At 72.9% G+C, this 16,804-nt stretch carries 16 protein-coding genes; 6 read left to right on the top strand and 10 right to left on the bottom strand.

Features of this window, described 5'->3' with window-relative positions; all coding sequences use genetic code 11:
• Nucleotides 1–564: 564 nt before the first annotated feature.
• Nucleotides 565–3,117, bottom strand: a complete 2,553-nt coding sequence (locus WME79_RS35325) for an alpha/beta fold hydrolase (RefSeq protein ID WP_437523994.1) — start codon at nucleotides 3,115–3,117, stop codon at nucleotides 565–567.
• A 232-nt stretch (nucleotides 3,118–3,349) separates the two neighbouring features.
• Here WME79_RS35325 and WME79_RS35320 point away from each other — a divergent pair, with 232 nt between their 5' ends.
• The gene (locus WME79_RS35320) at nucleotides 3,350–3,682 is read left to right on the top strand and encodes a transcriptional regulator (RefSeq protein WP_437324296.1); all 333 of its coding nucleotides are present in this window, start codon (nucleotides 3,350–3,352) and stop codon (nucleotides 3,680–3,682) included.
• A gap of 22 nt (nucleotides 3,683–3,704) precedes the next feature.
• On the opposite strand, the gene WME79_RS35315 is transcribed toward WME79_RS35320, so the two are convergent.
• Nucleotides 3,705–4,718 carry a hypothetical protein gene (locus WME79_RS35315; RefSeq protein WP_437523992.1) on the bottom strand — a complete coding sequence of 338 codons (1,014 nt, stop codon included), beginning with the start codon at nucleotides 4,716–4,718 and terminating at the stop codon, nucleotides 3,705–3,707.
• 335 nt (nucleotides 4,719–5,053) lie between these two features.
• Here WME79_RS35315 and WME79_RS35310 point away from each other — a divergent pair, with 335 nt between their 5' ends.
• From WME79_RS35310 to WME79_RS35300, 3 genes are all read left to right on the top strand, one after another.
• Complete coding sequence (locus tag WME79_RS35310) at nucleotides 5,054–5,635, top strand: hypothetical protein (RefSeq protein ID WP_437523989.1); 582 nt, start codon at nucleotides 5,054–5,056, stop codon at nucleotides 5,633–5,635.
• Between the two features lie 201 nt (nucleotides 5,636–5,836).
• On the top strand, nucleotides 5,837–7,036 hold the full coding sequence (gene thrS / locus WME79_RS35305) for a threonine--tRNA ligase (protein WP_437523987.1): 1,200 nt from the start codon (nucleotides 5,837–5,839) through the stop codon (nucleotides 7,034–7,036).
• A gap of 147 nt (nucleotides 7,037–7,183) precedes the next feature.
• The gene (locus tag WME79_RS35300) at nucleotides 7,184–8,617 is read left to right on the top strand and encodes a cytochrome P450 (protein ID WP_437523985.1); all 1,434 of its coding nucleotides are present in this window, start codon (nucleotides 7,184–7,186) and stop codon (nucleotides 8,615–8,617) included.
• Nucleotides 8,618–8,671: 54 nt separating this feature from the next.
• Here WME79_RS35300 and WME79_RS35295 read toward each other — a convergent pair whose 3' ends face one another.
• The 5 genes from WME79_RS35295 to WME79_RS35275 all read right to left on the bottom strand — a co-directional run bounded on the left by WME79_RS35295 (nucleotide 8,672) and on the right by WME79_RS35275 (nucleotide 12,129).
• Complete coding sequence (locus WME79_RS35295; RefSeq protein ID WP_437523982.1) at nucleotides 8,672–9,988, bottom strand: cytochrome P450; 1,317 nt, start codon at nucleotides 9,986–9,988, stop codon at nucleotides 8,672–8,674.
• A 124-nt stretch (nucleotides 9,989–10,112) separates the two neighbouring features.
• Nucleotides 10,113–10,499: a Nif11-like leader peptide family RiPP precursor gene (locus WME79_RS35290; RefSeq protein WP_437523979.1), complete on the bottom strand. Its 387-nt coding sequence runs from the start codon at nucleotides 10,497–10,499 to the stop codon at nucleotides 10,113–10,115.
• Nucleotides 10,500–10,716: 217 nt separating this feature from the next.
• Nucleotides 10,717–11,271: an SRPBCC family protein gene (locus WME79_RS35285; RefSeq protein WP_437523976.1), complete on the bottom strand. Its 555-nt coding sequence runs from the start codon at nucleotides 11,269–11,271 to the stop codon at nucleotides 10,717–10,719.
• Nucleotides 11,268–11,618 (bottom strand): ArsR/SmtB family transcription factor, encoded by a 351-nt coding sequence (locus WME79_RS35280; protein ID WP_437523973.1) that lies wholly within the window; start codon nucleotides 11,616–11,618, stop codon nucleotides 11,268–11,270. Before WME79_RS35280 ends, WME79_RS35285 begins: the two co-directional genes overlap by 4 nt.
• A gap of 31 nt (nucleotides 11,619–11,649) precedes the next feature.
• On the bottom strand, nucleotides 11,650–12,129 hold the full coding sequence (locus WME79_RS35275) for a VOC family protein (RefSeq protein ID WP_437523971.1): 480 nt from the start codon (nucleotides 12,127–12,129) through the stop codon (nucleotides 11,650–11,652).
• On the opposite strand from WME79_RS35275, the gene WME79_RS35270 reads away from it, so the two are divergent.
• Both WME79_RS35270 and WME79_RS35265 read left to right on the top strand, forming a co-directional pair.
• A complete protein-coding gene (locus WME79_RS35270; RefSeq protein WP_437523968.1) occupies nucleotides 12,128–12,382 on the top strand; it encodes a hypothetical protein in 255 nt (84 codons plus the stop codon). The two genes, WME79_RS35275 and WME79_RS35270, sit on opposite strands and share 2 nt — an antisense overlap.
• Nucleotides 12,383–12,425: 43 nt before the next feature.
• Complete coding sequence (locus WME79_RS35265; RefSeq protein ID WP_437523967.1) at nucleotides 12,426–13,757, top strand: aminotransferase family protein; 1,332 nt, start codon at nucleotides 12,426–12,428, stop codon at nucleotides 13,755–13,757.
• Nucleotides 13,758–13,789: 32 nt separating this feature from the next.
• Here WME79_RS35265 and WME79_RS35260 read toward each other — a convergent pair whose 3' ends face one another.
• The 3 genes from WME79_RS35260 to WME79_RS35250 all read right to left on the bottom strand — a co-directional run bounded on the left by WME79_RS35260 (nucleotide 13,790) and on the right by WME79_RS35250 (nucleotide 16,782).
• Complete coding sequence (locus WME79_RS35260) at nucleotides 13,790–15,073, bottom strand: RNA polymerase sigma factor (protein ID WP_437523964.1); 1,284 nt, start codon at nucleotides 15,071–15,073, stop codon at nucleotides 13,790–13,792.
• A gap of 77 nt (nucleotides 15,074–15,150) precedes the next feature.
• Nucleotides 15,151–15,600, bottom strand: a complete 450-nt coding sequence (locus WME79_RS35255) for a YciI family protein (protein WP_437523961.1) — start codon at nucleotides 15,598–15,600, stop codon at nucleotides 15,151–15,153.
• Between the two features lie 198 nt (nucleotides 15,601–15,798).
• Entirely contained in the window at nucleotides 15,799–16,782 is a 984-nt protein-coding gene (locus tag WME79_RS35250; RefSeq protein WP_437523958.1) for a tetratricopeptide repeat protein, read from the bottom strand.
• Nucleotides 16,783–16,804 lie beyond the last annotated feature (22 nt).

Below are 16,804 nucleotides of genomic sequence, written 5' to 3'. Positions count from 1 at the left end.
CATATGCTGCCTGCGCAGCAGAGCCCGTCGTCGCACTGACCCAGAGGCCCACACGGACAGCCTCCCTCACCAGGAGGGCAGTCGGCGCCCCCGCCCACGTTCTCGCCGCCCGCGCTCTCGGCGCTGCCGTCGCCTCCCGCCCCGCCGGCGCCCGCCCCGCCTGCCGCTGCGCCGGCGGAGCCCTGCTCCGTCCCGGAGCAAGCGCTCGCGAATACGCCAAGCACGGCAGCGACACAGCAGGTCAACGGGCGTGACCATCCCATCATCAATTCAAGCTAGCGGGCGAATCACTGGACCGCAAGGTAGATAGGATGTTTCTGCATTCTCTGACGAGACATCGAGATAAGGAGAACTCTCAAGTCATATCGGGCGAAGCCGGAGACGCGGACGTCCGCACGCTGAACTCGAGCTCATCGTTCATCGTGGCGCGGGCAAACATCGCTTGAGGAAGCGCAGCGAGCGCGAGCGTCCGAGAGGCGCGCGCGTCGTGCGAGCGCAGGAGTGTCCACGAGAGCTCCGCGGCGCGGGCCGGGCGACGACGCACCGCGTGCTTGGCGGAGCGCGTCAGCCGCCGGAGGCAGCGCCGAGCGCCGCGGAGGGCACGAGGCTCGAGACGGGGCTCCCCCCGGCATCCGCCCCAAGGAAGGCCCGCAGCTCGGCGAGCAGCGGACCTGACTCGCCTACGAAGGGCAGGTGATCGTCGCCCGGCAGCTCGACGTAGCGCGCGCCGTGGATGCGGCCGGCGAGGTCGCGCCCGGCCGCCGCCGGGACGGCCCGATCGCCGGCCCGGTGCAGCACGAGCGTCGGGGCGCTCACCCGGCCCAGCGCGGGCCGGACGTCGGCCGCCGCGTGTGCCCGGAGCATGCGCGCCGCCCCGCCCGGGCTCGCGCCGTGGCGCAGGTACGCGGCCCAGAAGCGCCGGAACGCGCCGTCATCCGCCGCGGACGGGGCCAGGCGATCGAGGAAGAGCGGCTCGCCCCAGCCGCTCCGCAGCGCGCGCTCGGCCTCCTCGGCGTCCTCGCCGGCGAGCCCGAAGAGGCACCTCGGCCAGGCAGACATCTGCGCCGCGCTCCCGAGCGCGATCAGGGCGCGCGCGCGCGCCGGGTGCGCCGCCGCGAGCAGCGCGCACGGCGCGAACCCGGCGCCGACGCCGAGGAGCGCGGCCCGCGCCACGCCGGCCGCGTCCAGCACCGCCAGCAGATCCTCCGCCTGCTGCTCGGCCGGAGCGCCCGCGCCCTCGCGCTCGCTCATCCCGGTGCCGCGCTGGTCGAGCACGATGAGCCGCGCCCACGCGCCGAGCTCGGCGAAGAACCGGGAGATGAGCGCACCCTCCCACGCGGCCTCCACGTGCGTGACCCACCCCTGGACCAGCACCAGATCGATCGGCCCGGCGCCCGCGGTCCTGTAGGCCAGGCTCGCGTCGGCGCTCGTGGCGAAGCGGGTCTCCGCGGCGTGCAGCCGCGCGGGCGCCCGCGTGGAGGAGACCACCCCCTCCCGCGCAGCCTCGAGCCCGCGCCGCATCGCCTCGGCGACCTGCGCGTACGCGCCCGCCCAGGCCCGCGCGGTGACGGGCGACCACGCGTCCCCTTCGAGCTCCTCGAGCGCCTCGAGCAGCGCGCGGCCCACGGCGTCGAAATGCTCGGGCAACGCGGCGTACGCGGCGTGGCGGCGCCCGAGCGCCTCGAGCATCTCGACCAGCTTGTCCGGCGCGCGCAGGTTGTCGACAACGAGCTGCAGCGCCGCGGCGAGCTTGAGCCGCTGCTCGCGCATGTCCGGCGGGAACAGCGCCCGGAGCGTAGGCTCGCGGGCGAAGAGCCGCTCGTAGAAGCGCGTCACGAGCGCCTCGGCGCGCGGGGCGAGGCGCTCGAAGGACGCGCGTACGACGTCCGCGCCCGCGTCCTGCGCGCTCGCCGGGGACGACGCGGGGCGCACGATCTGGAACGCCCGGCAGAGCGCCTCGGTCTCCTCGAGCGCGGCCTGCACCTCCTCGGCCGACGCGAAGCGCGCCTCCGGCTCGCGCAGGACGCAGCGATCGATGACGGCCGCGAGCATCTCCGGGACGTCCGGGCAGATCGAGCGCAGCGGCGGGAGCGCCCGCGCCGTCACCCAGCTGGCGATCGCGTGCACCTCGAGCCCCGCGTGAGGCAGCCGGCCCGCGCACAGCTCGTAGAAGACCAGCCCGAGCGCGTAGACGTCGGAGCGGGGCGTGCCGGCGGTGCCCGCCCAGAGCTCCGGCGCGAGGTAGAGCGGCGTGCCCATCATCATGCCGCCGTCGGTCAGGCTCGCGGCCCCGAGCGCGGAGGCGGCGTCGAGCGCCACCGGGATCGCGGTCGTCAGGGCGGACATGTCCGCGAGCGCCCACGGCGCGGGCGCGACGGCGGAGTTCGGCGCGGCGCGATGGCCCGCGTCGACGGCGGCTGCGCCGGGCCGATCGGCGAGCTTGGCGAGGCCGAAGTCGAGCAGCTTCACCTCGCCGCTCGCGTCGAGCATCACGTTCGCCGGCTTGATGTCGCGGTGGAGGACGCCCCGCCGGTGCGCCGCGGCGAGCCCGCGGGCGAGGCCGAGCGCCAGGCGCAGCGCGGACGGCCACGGGATCGGCTTCGGGAGCAGCTCGAGCGGCTCGCCCTCGACGAACTCGTACGCGATGTACGGCCGCCCGCGCACCTCGCCGATCCGGTAGACGGCGACGACGTTGGGGTGCTGGAGGCGCGCGATCGCGCGGGCCTCGACGCGCAGCCGCTCGATCGTCCTGGGATCCGGGCTGTCCGCCGCGACGAACTTGAGCGCGACGGGCCGGTCGAGGACCTCGTCGTGGGCGAGGTACACCTGCCCCATGCCCCCGCGGCCGAGCGGCCGCACCACGCGGTAGTCGTCGAAGGCCGAGGGCGGCGCCCAGGAGAGCGGGGGCGACGACGGCGGCTCGCTCGCGCTGAAGCGCTGGTGCGTCGCGTGGAGGAAGAGCGGCGCCCCGAGGTCGCTCTCGCTCGGGCGCGTCGAGAGCCGCGCGCGGCAGCCGTCGCAGCCGGCCACGTGCCCGCGGATGCTCGCCGCGTCGTCGTGCGGGAAGTTGCCCGCGAGCCAGGTGGCCAGGGCGTCGTCGGACGGGCACGGGGTCATGCGCTGCTGTTCTCCGAGCGGCATTCTCCGTGCGCGCTGTGGGCAGCGCAATGGCCGCGCGGGCTCTGCCGCGCTGCGCTGCCCCGCCGTCGTGAGAGGCAGCACCTGTGCGCCTGCCCTGGCCGTGCCGTGCTGGAGCGCGGCGCGAGCCCAGCGCGCGAGCGCGTTCGCGCGAGCCGCGAGCGATCGGCGCTGGACCGGCGCCGCCGCGGTGTCACGCTCGCGGAGAGCGATGAGCGACCCGAAGCCACCGCCGAGCCCAGCGCCCCGGTCGGAGACGGTGCGGCAGGCGCTCCTGGAGGAGCTCCGCAGGGGAGCGGCGACCGCGTGGGAGCTCTCCACCCGCCTCGGGATGCGGGAGCGCGATGTGGCGCCGCACCTCGAGCACCTCGCGCGCTCGTTGCGCGCGCGCGGCGAGCGGCTCTCGGTCGCGCCGGCGCGCTGCCTGCGCTGCGGCTACGCGTTCGACGAGCGGCGGTCGCTCGCGAAGCCGAGCCGCTGCCCGGCGTGCCGGGGGGAGCGCATCGAGGCGCCGCGGTTCCGGATCGACGCAGGCGAAGGGTGAGGCTCCCGGGCGGCGGCGCTCCTCACAGGGCCGGTCGATCGGGCGGCTCCGGGCGCCCGCGCCGCGCGGCGCGGGCCTCCACCTCGCCGAGCAGCCGCGGACCCGCGCGCTCGCCCGCGCCCGCGAAGAAGGCGCGGGCCTGGGCGAGGTCGCCGTGCGCCGCGTAGAGCTCGACGAGCTCTCGCTCCGCGGCCTCGTCGATCGTCGCCTCCAGCGAGCCGGCGCGCGCGGGGCCGAGCCGCACGATCGCGCGCAGCGCCCTCATGGCCCCCTCGGTGGCGCCTCGGCCGCCGATGCCCCGCAGGCTCCACGACTTCACGTAGAGCGCGCGTTTGCGCAGCGGCGCCCCCGAGGCGCCGCGGAGCGCGCCGTCGCAGGCGCTCACCGCCTCATCGAGGCGCCCCGCGGCGAACGCCAGGTCGGCCAGCGCGAGGTAGGCCTCGGCCGCCTCGCCGGACGCCGGGTGCTCGAGGGCGAGCTGGCGCAGCCGCGCCTCGGCGCCGCGCGCGTCCCCGCCGTCCTGGAGCGCCCGCGCGAGCGCGAGGAGCGCTCGAGGCCGCTGCTCCGCTGCGCGCAGCGCCGGCGTGTCGACCAGCGCGGCGTAGGCCGCCGCGACGCCCGCTTGCAGCCGCGTGGCCTCGGCTTCGAGCGCCGCCCGCCGCGCCGCGCCGCGCTCCCCCGCCGCGCCTGCCTCATCGGCCTGGTCCAGCACGAAGAGCTGCACGCCGAGCACGCGGTAGCGCCCCGCGAGCGACTCCGCCTCACGGAAGAGCGGCTCGGCCGCCGCGCTCGCGCCGGGGTCCGCGCCTCCGCGCGCGGCGGGCGCCGGCGCTCCCGCGCGCGCGCCGGGGTCCGCGCCCCCGCGCGCGGCGGGCGCCGGCGCTCGTTGCGCGGCGGGCGCCGGCGCTCGTTGCGCGGCGCACCCCGCCGAGGCGAGGGTGAGCGCCATGAACGCGGCGACTCGCCGCGCCGCGGCTCTGCGCCGCTCCGTGAGACTGCTGGCGGCCTTCGCCATGCGCTCCACAACCCGTGACACTTCTTCTCCTCGTGACTCGCCGCCGGCAGAGAGGGCGAAACGCCGCGCGCCTCGTGCCGAACGGCGCGGGAAGATAACCGCGGGCGCCCCAGGGACCAGGGCAATCCACGGCGGACGCGCCGATTCTCTCCCTGAACCACGCGGAGAACAGCGCCTTTCGAGCGACTTGCGCGGCGGCACACACACGGCGCGCGGGGCGGAGCGACGCGCCGCAGAGCACGCACCTCCAGCACGCTCCGCCGCGGCCCATCCATTGCGTCTCGGCCTTCATCGCTCCGCGCCCGGACCGGCGCTTCACACCCGGCGGGGGGCGTACCCGGATGGAGAGTCACGACATGGCGACAAAAGTGAACTGCCTCCCGTTCACGATCCCCACGATGCCGCGCCTCGGGCTCGCCGACCTGGAGGCGCGCTTCCGACGCCTCTCGCTCCTCATGTACGACACGAAGGTCCCGATCGCGACGCTGGAGAAGGAGGTCTATCCCTACCTTGCCCGTGGCATCGAGTTCGTCAATCCATGGCGGCGCGTGCGCGGGATCGAGACGTACCAGGTCGGCCTCTCGGGATCTCGCGTCGGCGGCCGTTTCGACCTCGACGTCTCTCAGCTGAACGTCCGGCTCTCCGAGCCGCGTGACGCGGGCCGCGCGCTGGTCGACAGCACCTTGTACCTGAGGCTGTTTCCGCGCTGCGCGTACCCCGTGCGGGTGATCCTGACCTACGATTTCTGCATGATCGACGGCGGCGAGAGCTTCGAGATCACGCGCCACGAGGAGATGTGGCGCATCGGCGACATTCTTCGGAGCGCTCCGCTGCTCGGCCGCTCCTACGATGTCTTCCGGTCCTGCTCGGGTTACCTCTTCACCGGCGCGCTGCTCCTGTCCCGCGCGGTCGCTGTGCGTCCGTCCGGCTTGACGTGATCTGGACGCCGCGATACACCTGTCCACGTGAGCGCCGGCTTCACCGCGACCACGACGACCACTACCCGCACCGGCGGGATGGGTCTCGTGTGCATGCGGTGAGCTGACAAACACACGAGAAACCAAGCCCCGCCGGGATCCGGACGGGGCACGTCGCTTTGCAGCGCTCCGTCTGGCCGGCCACCGCCGACGGAGACTGACATGCTCGACGAAGACGATCATCGGTATCTAGGCCAGCGCCTCGACCTGTTCCACATCCAGGAGGAGGCGCCAGGCATGGTGTTCTGGCACGCGCGCGGGTTCACGCTCTATCGCCTCCTCGAGGAGGCGGTCCGGCGCCAGATGATGCGTGGCAGCTATCGAGAGGTCCGCACGCCGCTCATCCTGCGGCAGGCGATCTGGAAGGCCAGCGGCCACTGGGACAATTTCTCCTCGAACATGTTCCGGCTGCAGGAGGAGGATCACGCCGCCGCGATCAAGCCCGTGAACTGCCCGGGTCACATGCAGATCGTGGCGCGCATGGCGCCGTCGTACCGGGATCTCCCGCTGCGGATCGGCGAGCTCGGCATGGTGCACAGGGACGAGCCGAGCGGCACGCTCCACGGCCTCTTTCGCCTGCGCCAGTTCACCCAGGACGACGGCCACATCTTCTGCGTCGAGGAGCAGGTCGAGGCCGAGGTCGTGCGCTTCGCCAGCGCGCTGCGCGACTTCTATGCTGGCTTCGGCTTCCGCGACATGGTGGTCGGCTTCTCGACGCGCCCCGCCGAGCGCTCCGGGAGCGACGCGGTGTGGGACAGGGCGGAGGCGGCGCTGTCGGGCGCGGCGAGGAGCGCAGGGCTCGAGTACAGGCTGCAGCCCGGGGAAGGGGCCTTCTACGGGCCCAAGCTCGAGTTCGTGCTGCGCGACAGGCTCGGGCGGAGCTGGCAATGCGGCACGATCCAGCTCGATCTCGTGCTGCCGGAGCGCTTCGACATCACCTATGTCGACGCGTCGGGCGCGCGCCGGCGACCCGCGATCCTGCACCGCGCCCTGTTCGGCAGCGTGGAGCGCTTCCTGGGTATCCTGCTCGAGCAAACTCGGGGCGCGTTGCCGCTCTGGCTATCTCCGGAGCAGCTCGTCGTCGTTCCTGTGACGGACGCGCAGCGCGCCTATGCCGAAGAGGTCCTCCTCGGCTTCCAGCGGAGGGGGGTGCGCGCGATCCTCGATGCGGGGGACGACACGCTCTCGCGGAAGATCGCCCTCGCGCACGCGGCGGCGATCCCGCTCGTCGCGGTGATCGGAAGGCGCGAAGCCGAGCGCCGCTCCGTGACAATCCGTGAGCGAGAGGGCGGGCAGCAGCGCGAGCTTCTGCTCGACGAGGCCGTTGTCGAGGTGGCGCAGCGGTGCGCGCCGCTCGCCTGAGCGCGGGCCGGCGATCTCTCGGAATCGACGAAACCGACGGGACCGGCGGAACCGGGCGCCGGTCCGCGTGTCGGAATGTCCCCGGCGCCCTGGTATCCTCTGGCCGGGGACATCCCGACAACCCTCGTTCACTCACGGAGCAGCTCGATGGGAACTCTGCCGCCCGGGCCGAAGTCGCTCAGCCTCGTGGATTTCATTCGTGCAGGATTCATCTCCTCCGAGCCCGTCTTCAGGCGCTACGCCGCCGAGTACGGCCCCACGTTTCGCCTGAGGTCGCCGAACGGGATACTGACCATCACGGGCGATCCGGAGGCGATCCGCGCGGTCTACACGGCCGACCCCGACGAGTTCGAGGTCTGGGGTGTCCAGCTGACGGAGCCGGTCTTCGGGACGTCGTCGGTGGTCGTGACGGCGGGCGCGCGGCACCGGCGCGATCGGCGGCTGCTCGCCCCGCCGTTCAGCGCCGGCGCGATGCGGGGTTATGGCGGCGCGATCGCCGACATCAGCCTGGACGTGGCGTCGCGGTGGCGGCCGGGCCGCTCGTTCTCGATGCTCGCGGCGACCCAGGCGATCGCGCTCGACGTGATCGTCCGCGTGGTCTTCGGCGTGAGGGGCGAGGCGCGCGTCGGCAGGACCCGCGAGGCCGTGCTCGGGCTCATCGAGTCGCTGAGCCCGAGCTTCATGATCGTCCCTGCGCTCCGCCGCGATTTCGCCGGCTTCGGCCCCTACGCGCGCCACAAGCGCGCGGCCAGGGCGCTCGACGCGCTGCTCTTCGAGGAGATCCGGGCAAGGCGCGCAGACGGGGACGCTTCGCAGGACATCCTGGGCCTGATGATGAGCGCCCGCCACGACGACGGCGCGGGCATGAGCGACGTCGAGATCGCGGACCAGCTCCGGGCGCTCCTGTTCGCCGGCCACGAGACGACGGCCATGTCGCTCGGGTGGGCGATGTACTGGCTGCACCGCGAGCCGGCCGTGCTCGCGCGCCTCCTCGACGAGCTCGACGCGCTCGGCCCCGCGCCCGAGCCGGACGCGCTCGCGTCGCTGCCGTACCTGGAGGCGGTGTGCCTGGAGGCGCTCCGCCTCCACCCGCCGGTGGTGGACGTGGCCCGCGTCGTGACGAGGCCGTTCCAGCTCACGGGCTATACCATTCCGGCCGGCGAGGCGATCGCCGCCTCGCCGCTGCTCCTGCACGGCCGCGAGGATCTCTACCCGTCGCCTGAGCGATTCCGCCCTTCGCGGTTCCTCGATCGGAAATTCACACCCTTCGAGTTCATCGCATTCGGCGGCGGCGCTCGCCGGTGCCTGGGCGCGGCGTTCGCGATGTACGAGATGAAGGTCGTCCTCGGCACGATCCTCGGGAGATACCGGCTCCGGCTCGAGAGCCAGGCGCCCATTCACCACGTGCGCCGCGGGCTCACCATGGGGCCGACCGGGGATGTGGCGATGATCCTCGAAGGGGAGCGCGAGCGCGCGAGGGCAGAAGGCCACGCGGCTGCGGTCCAGGGCAGCCCGGCGGAGCCGGCGCTCCGGCCTGCTGCGCCGCAGCCGGCCGGGCGGTGCCCCATGGGCTTCTCCTGAGCGCGGCTGACCGGGGCTCCTTCCGCGCGGCCGGCTGGCGGCGCGCTCTGGCCTTCATCCCTTCAGCTCGTGCTCGCGGGGGCGCCTATCCGCCCTCCGGCGGCGCTCCACGACGAGCGGCAGCCCATCCCGCGGCACGAGCGCCCGCCGGCCGCCTGCCCCCGCTTCGTACCCTGCGGGCAGCTCGAACCGGAACTCCCGCACCAGCGCCGCCACCATGAGCTTCATCTGCAGCACGGCGGTCCGCTCGCCGATGCACTTGCGCATCCCGAGGCCGAAGGGAATGAACGCCGAAGACGGGCGCTCCTCGTGCCATGGTGAGCCCGGCTCGAATCGCTCCGGGAGGAACGCCTCCGGGCGCTTCCAGTACCGCGGAAGCCGCTGCATGACATACGGGCTCACGAGCACCTCGTCTCCGGTGCTCACCGCGTGCGGCCCATGGCGGAACTCCCTCCGCGCCTCGCGCGCCAGCACCCATACGGGCGGGTGCAGCCTCAAGGTCTCCTGCACCACCGTCGACAGGATCGAGGCGCGCTCCACCTCCGCTCCCTGCGCGCCGATCCCGTCGAGCTCGTCCTCGAGGCTCCTTCGCACCTCCGGGCGCTGCGCGAGCTCGTAGAGCGCCCATGCCGACGCCGCGGCCGTCGGCACGTGCGTCACCAGCATCATCACGACCTCGTCGATCAGGGCTTGTTCATCCATCTGGCCGGTGTCCACCGCGCGTACGAGCGGATCCAGCAGATCGGTTGTTCCGCGGTTCCCGGCCGCCCTGCGGTGCTCTGCCGCCGCCAGGATGGACGCCGCGAGCGCGTCCCTCGCCTGGCCATAGGCCATCTCGTCGTCTGCCGCGTGCCCGAGCCACGCTTCCACCCGGGGCAGCTCGGTCGCGATGCGCTCCACGACCTGTTCCCCCGACTCTCCGAGCAGCAACATCGACGCGCTCCGCAGGGCGACATCCTCGAGCACCGGCAGCACCGCGCGCGCCTCGCCTGTGCGCAGCCGCGCGAGCGCCTCGCGCACCACGCGCGCGGCGCCCTCGGCCCGCGCGAGGAGCGCCTCGCGATGGAACGCCGGTGCGAGCGCCCGCCGGCGTTCCAGGTGCTCGCCCCCCTCGAGGCGGGCGACGCTCCGCGGATAGGCGTCCTGCATCCGGTGCGGCGGCGTCTTGTCCGCGAAGCCCTCCCGATCCGCGAATATCCCTTGGATCGCGGCCGGATCCGCGACGGCAAAGCACTTCTTCAGCCCCAGCCGGAACTGGAAGAAATCGCCGTGCGCCAGCGTGCCGTCCAGCAGGAAGGCGAGGGGATCCGCGCGGAACTCCGGCCAGGAGCCGTGCAGAGGGTGCCCTTTCGGGCCGGGGGATCGGATCATGGCCAGTTCTCCTGGGAGCGCAGAGCCGTCGTTTGCACGCGAGGTCGTGACGGTGAGGACGGCGCCTCCGTCCGCGGCTGCGGCGGAGGTCGCCGTCGGGATCGCGCGGGTGCGCGCGTGTTGTTCAGGAAGGCAGCAGAGCGCCGGCGTCCGAAGGCGCGCGAAGGCTCAGGTACACGGCCGCATGGCTCAGGTCCGAGGGAGCGCGGAGGCTCAGGTAGACCACGGGATACCCGAAGTCATAGGCCGAGGCGAAAGGCTGCGCGCGCACGTGCTCCTCGTAAGCCCTCGCGAGCTCCTGCGCGGTGCACGAGCAGCCCGCCTCGGCGGCGATCGCGAGGATGCGCGTCATGTCCCCGTCGGCCTCCGCCATCTTCTCGGCGAGGCGCTCGTCCGCCTCGACCCGCGCCAGAAACGCGCGCGCGTCGCTCCTCTTCACGTCGTTCACGACTCCTGCCCTCGTCCCCTGGTCCATGCTCGAAACATCGGTGGTAGCGAGTTGTCCATCCATGTGCGCAAACCTCCTTCGGGGTCCATCGAGGCCACGGAACCGCGGCGGCGTGCCGCGCTGTCCGTCGTTTCCATCCGCCTCCCTTCACCGCCAGAGCAGGTCTCGCGCCAGCGCCGCGGGCCCGCGAAATGGCCCGGGACGGCGGGCGCCATGGGGCCGGTTGCGCGCGCCGCTGCGCGGGTTGCGCGAGGGCTCGCGCAACCCGCGCAGCCATGGGTTATCCCCTGTTTGCGCGCTTCTGCGCGGCGCGCCGGATGATCGGCCCGAGGGCCTGCGCGAGCACCCACCACAGGCCGCGCTGCTCGTGGCATCCGCGCCGCGCGTCCGCAGGCGGGGCTGCCCCGGAGCGCGCGAGCCTGTCGAGCACCGCGGGGAGGGTCCGGCCGTAGATGGTGCGGTTGCCGGCGCCGAGGAGGAATGACACGAGGATCGCAGGCAGGCCCTCGAAGCCTGTGTGCTCCACGACGAGGCGCGTGCCGCGGCGGCCGAAGACGAGCGTGTCTTCGAGCCGGAACGCCACGACCGTGTCGATCGGGCCTCCCCGCCACGACCACCGCATCGTCGTGGGCGGGTCGAACTCCAGCACCTCGCAGCGCACGATGCCGTCGAAGCCGGGGGCCGGATCGGTCCGGAGCTTGAAGCGGTGGCCGAGCTCGGGGCGAAAGTCGTTCTGCATCAGCCACTCGGCGATGAGGGCCGGGTCGGTGAGGGCGCGCCAGACGAGCTCGGGCGGGTGAGGGTATTCGCGGGTGATGCGCAGGTCGCGCCTCATGATCTGCCCCCTCTGCGCGCGATGTCCGCCTCGCGATCGAGCAGCGCGCCGAGCGCGTCGAGCTTCTTCGCCCAGAATCGCTCGTAATGAGCGGCCCAGTCGTAGACCGCGCGCAGCGGCGCGGCCTCCACGTGGTAGAGCCGCGAGCGCCCCTCCCGGCGGGGCGCGACGAGCCCGGCGTCCCGCAGAACCCTGAGGTGCTGCGAGATCGCCGACTGGGTCACGTCGAACATCGCGCACAGCTCGGTGACCGAGCGCTCCCCGCCGGCCAGCGCGTCGAGGATCGCGCGCCGCGTGGGGTCCGCGATCGCGCGGAACGTCTCGTCCGGGGAGCGCGCGTTCGTCACCTCACGTCACCTCGCGCGACCTCACGCCACCTCACGTTGCCGCCGGGAAGTGCTTCTTGGCGCCGGCGTCCAGCTCCTCCTGCGTGGCCGCCTTCTTTCGCGTCGCGAGCGACCAGCGGTGGCCGAACGGGTCGGTCATGATGCCGTATCGGTCGCCCCAGAACATGTCCGCGAGCGGCATCTCGACGCTGGCGCCCGCCTCGACCGCGCTCTTCCACGTCGCGTCGACGTCGGGAAGATCGAGGTGGAGCGTCACCGCGGTGCCGCCGAACGCCTTCGGCGTGCGGCTCACCCCGCCGGACTTCTCCGGGAAATCGTCGCTGAGCATCACGAGGCCGCCGTTCACCAGGAGGGCCGCGTGGATGAGCTTCTTGCCGTCCGGCGTCGGCTGTTCGGCCACCACCGTCGCGCCGAACGCGCGCTGGTAGAAGTCGATGGCCGCGCGGGCGTCGTCGACCGTGAGGTAGGGCGAAATGGGCGGAGGAGCGGGGGGTTCGTGGCGCGTGGACATGCGCCGCATCATATTAGTGACCTCTAATATGTCAAGCGACGGCATGGCGGCGAGCTCGCCCGCTCATGGACGGATCACGACCGTCCTTGGTGACGGGATCGCGCGCGGCGCCGCGAGCGCGCTCGATCCGTCCGAGCATCGCGGCGGCGACGGCGAAGCCGCCCAGAATCGCGGGCGCGCTGCACGGAATCGCGGGCGCGGCGCGCGGGAGCGGGCGAGCGGCGCCGGGGAATTCGCGTGCGAGGAGGTCTGATCACCCTCTACGCTGAGCGCCTCCTCGAACCGCGAAGGTTGCCATGAGCGATGACATCGTCGAGCTGACCACGAAGCACACGTACGGCACCTGGCGCGCCCAGCGCGGCTGGAAGCCGATCCATGTCACCCGCGCGGAGGGCTGCGCGTTCTGGGATGCGTCCGGCAAGCGCTACCTGGACCTGTCCTCGCAGCTCATCTGCTCGAACCTCGGCCACCAGAACGAGGCCGTGATCGAGGCCATCTGCGCGCAGGCGAGGCAGCTCGCCTACATCAGCCCGGCGCACACGTGCGAGGTGCGGGCCAGGGTGGCGCAGAAGCTCCTGGAGGTGATGCCGAAGGGGCTCGACAAGTTCTTCTTCGCGACGTCGGGCACGGAGGCGAACGAGGCGGCGTTCAAGATGGCCCGGCTCTACACGGGCAAGCACAAGATCATCGCGCGCTACACGTCGTACCACGGGTCGACCGCGGGCTCGGTCGCGGCGACCGGCGATTTTCGCCGCTGGTTCATCGAGCCGGCCGGCAAGATCCCGGGCGTGGTGTTCGGCCCGGAGGTGAACTGCTACCGCTGTCCGCTCGGCCGGAGCCACCCCGAGTGCGGCGTCGCGTGCGCCGACTACCTGGCTTACATGATCGACCACGAGGAGAACGTCGCGGCGGTGATCGTCGAGCCGGTCGTGGGCACGAACGGCGTCCTCATCCCGCCGGCCGACTACCTGCCGAAGATCGCCGAGGTCGCGCGGAAGCGCGGCGTGCTCCTCATCGCGGACGAGGTGATGAGCGGCTGGGGCAGGACCGGAAAGTGGTTTGCGGTCGATCACTGGGGCGTCGTGCCGGATATCCTGACGACCGCGAAGGGCGTGACGAACGCGGCCGCGCCGCTCGGGGTCGTCGCGACCTCCCGCGCGATCGCGGACTACTTCGACGACAACATGTTCGCGCACGGCCACACCTACGAGGCCCACCCCCTCACGCTGGCCCCGGTGATCGCCGCGATCGACGAGTATCGCCGGCTGGACCTCCTCGACCGCGCGACGAAGATGGGAGACCTCGTGGGCGCGAAGCTCCGCGCCCTCAAGGAGAAGCACCCCTCGATCGGCGATGTGCGCGGGATTGGCCTGTTCTGGGCGGTAGAGCTCGTGAAGGACCGCGCGACCAAGGAGCCGTTCAACGTGCCGCAGGACAAGGCAGCTCGGCGGCCCCTGGTGGTCGACGCGGTGGTCGCCGAGGCGGCGAAGCGCGGGGTGTCCGTCATGGGGTGGGTGAGCCACCTGCTCGTGGCGCCGCCGCTCATCATCAGCGAGGCGGAGATCGACGAGGGGATCGCGGCGCTCGACGCGGCGCTCGACGTGGCGGATCAGCGGCTCTCGGCCTGAGGACCTCGCGGCGGCCGTCGGCCCCACCGCTATCACCGCGACGGCGGCGCCGAGCCGCCCGCGCACGCGGCGGCGCGGGCGAGGAGCAGGTCGCGCTCGCGCGCGTTGCGCGTGAGCGACGCTGCGCGCTCGAACTCCGCGCGTGCCTCGTCGAGGCGGCCGAGCTTCGCGAGGAGGTCGCCGCGCACGCTCGGCAAGAGGTGGTAGCCCTCGAGAGAGCGCTCCGAGGTCAGCGCGTCGACGACGGCGAGGCCCGCCGCCGGGCCGAACGCCATCGAGAGGGCGACGGCGCGGTTCAGCTCGACGACGGGCGACGGCGTGACCTGGGCGAGCGCCGTATAGAGCGCCGCGATGCGCGTCCAGTCCGTCTCCTCCGCGGTGCGCGCGCGCGCGTGGCAGGCGGCGATCGCGGCCTGGAGCGCGTAGGGACCGCGCGCGCCGCCGAGCGCCTCGGCGCGCTCGAGCGCCGTGAGGCCGCGGCGGATCAGCAGGTGATCCCAGCGCGCGCGGTTCTGATCCAGGAGCAGAATGGGCTCTCCGGACGGGCCGACCCGCGCCCTGGAGCGCGACGCCTGGATCTCCAGGAGCGCGACCAGGCCGTGGACCTCCGGCTCCTTCGGCACGAGCTCGGCCAGGATGCGGCCGAGGCGGAGCGCGTCCTCGCAGAGGGCAGGCCGCATCCAGTCGTCGCCGGCCGTCGCCGAGTAGCCCTCGTTGAAGACCAGGTAGATGACCTGGAGCACCGACGAGAGGCGGGGCGCGAGCTCGGCCCCGCGGGGGACCTCGAAGGGGACGCGCGCCTCGGCGAGGGTCCGCTTGGCCCGGACGATCCGCTGGGCGACGGTCGGCTCCGGGACGAGGAACGCGCGCGCGATCTCCTCGGTCGTCAGGCCGCCGAGCAGGCGGAGCGTGAGCGCGACCTGCGCCTCGGTCGAGAGGACCGGATGGCAGGCCGTGAACACGAGGCGCAGGAGGTCGTCGCCGACGTCATCGTCGAGCGCGGCGTCCAGATCCGGCGCGGCCAGCGCGTGCTGGGCCTCGATCTCGTGGCCGAGCTCCTCGTGCTTGCGCTCGAGCCGCTTGTTCCGGCGGAGCTCGTCGATCGCGCGGCGCTTCGCGGTGGCCATGAGCCAAGCGCCCGGCTTGTCCGGGACGCCCGACTCCGGCCACCGCTCGAGCGCGGTGACGAGCGCGTCCTGCGCGAGCTCCTCGGCGAGGCCGACGTCGCGCACCATCCGCGCGAGGCCGGCGATGAGCCTGGCCGACTCGATGCGGAAGACCGCGTGGATGGAGCGATGCACCTCGGGGGCCGTCACGGCGCCCGATCAGAACACCTTCCGCCGCCGGCGCAAGCCCCCCCGCCGCCTGCGCACGCCCCCGAGGCGCGCCGAGGCTACTTCTTCTGGGCCCCCTGCGCGCGCAGGCGCTCCTCCCCCTGCGCGCGCAGGCGCTCCTCCTGCTCCCTGAGCTCGGGCGTGAGCGCAGGACCGAAGTCGTCCGGCGTGAACACCTGCCGAATCTCGACCTCGGACTCCTCGTACATCGGGTTGGGACAGCGCTTCACCCACTCGATCGCCTCTTCCTTCGACTTCACGTCCCAGATCCAGAAGCCCGCGATCAGCTCCTTCGTCTCGGTGAAGGGCCCGTCGATGACGGTCCTCTTGTCGCCCGAGAACCGGATGCGCGCGCCCTTCGTGCTCGGGTGGAGCCCCTCGCCCGCGACCATCACGCCAGCTTTGACGAGCTCTTCGTTGAACTTCCCCATCTCGGTGAGGAGCTGCTCGCTCGGCATGACGCCCGCCTCGCTGTCCTTGGTGGCCTTGATCAGGATCATGAATCGCATGGTCGTGTCTCCTTGCTTCCGTGGTGGAGCTGGGCTCCGGAGGGTCTCTTGCCCGGGGCGAACCGTGGCTTCATCGTCACGACGAACGGCGGTACGCGGGATCGACACGCCGGGCGATCTTTTTTTGAGGTACTGTCAAGTACGTGTAATTGTTGATGATTGGAGCGGATGATCCGCCCGCCGCGCCGGTCCGAGCCTTCAGAAGCGGCTGCGCAGCAGCGCGCCGCCGCCGCCGCCCGGCAGGAGCGCGGGCGCGAGGGCGACCGAGCTGCGCTCCTCGGGGGCCGTAAGGAGGAGCACAAGGCCAGCGCCGATCCCGACGAGGCCGACGGCGCCGAGCACGGTGCTCGTGGTGGTGAGCGTCTGGCCCCGCGAGCTGAGGGACATGCCATCGTCGCTGCACCGCGAGGGATCTGGGCATTCCTTCTCGAGGTCGCCCTTCGCGCCGAGCGCGAGCCCGCCCGTGATGAGGCTCCCGCCCACGGCCGCCGCGCCGACGCCGCCGATGACAAAACCGAGCGTGCGCCTGACGCCGGAGGGAGGGGGGGTGGAGGGCGAGCCCGGCGAGATCGCGGGGGACCGCGGCGCGTCGGGCACGGGGACCGGGACCCGAGGCGGCGCGGCGGCCGCCGGTGGCGGTGCGACGCGCACGACGTTGCGCGCACCCTCCGCGAGGGTCACGGGCGCGTCGGTCTGCCGGCCGCCGGGCCATCGCGCGACGACGGTATGGTTCCCGGGGTCGAGCGGGAGCTCGCTGCCGATGCCGGCCTGAGGCAGCGGCGCCTGATCGAGGAGCAGCTCCGTCGGCGCCGGTGCGCCCTCCGCGAGCTCGATGACCAGCTTGGGCACGCGCGGCTCGAGCTCCCGGATGCGCTGCTCGGTGATCGGCAAACGGGGATCGCCAGGTGTCAGCTGGGTGAGCAGCTCCTTGAAGTGCTGCCATGCGCTCGCCACGCGCCCGAGGTCCGCCTCACACTGGGCCAGGTTGAACAGCGTGCCGCGCGACGGATAGGTCGCCTGGCTCCGGCGGAAGAGCGGAATCGCATGCACGCAGCCTCGCGCTTCCACCGCTGCGCGGCCCTGCTCGAAGAGCTCCTGTGCCTGGGCCTTCGGATCATTGGGTTGCGCGTAAACCGAGCGGCTCATCGCGCAGAGGGCGGCGCAGAGGGCGGCGCAGCGCATCGCGCGAGTACCTCTTGTTCGT

This window comes from Sorangium sp. So ce726 (assembly GCF_051521405.1).
In the GTDB taxonomy this organism is placed as follows: Bacteria; Myxococcota_A; Polyangia; order Polyangiales; family Polyangiaceae; genus Sorangium.
This window is presented reverse-complemented; position numbering and strand designations above follow the sequence as displayed.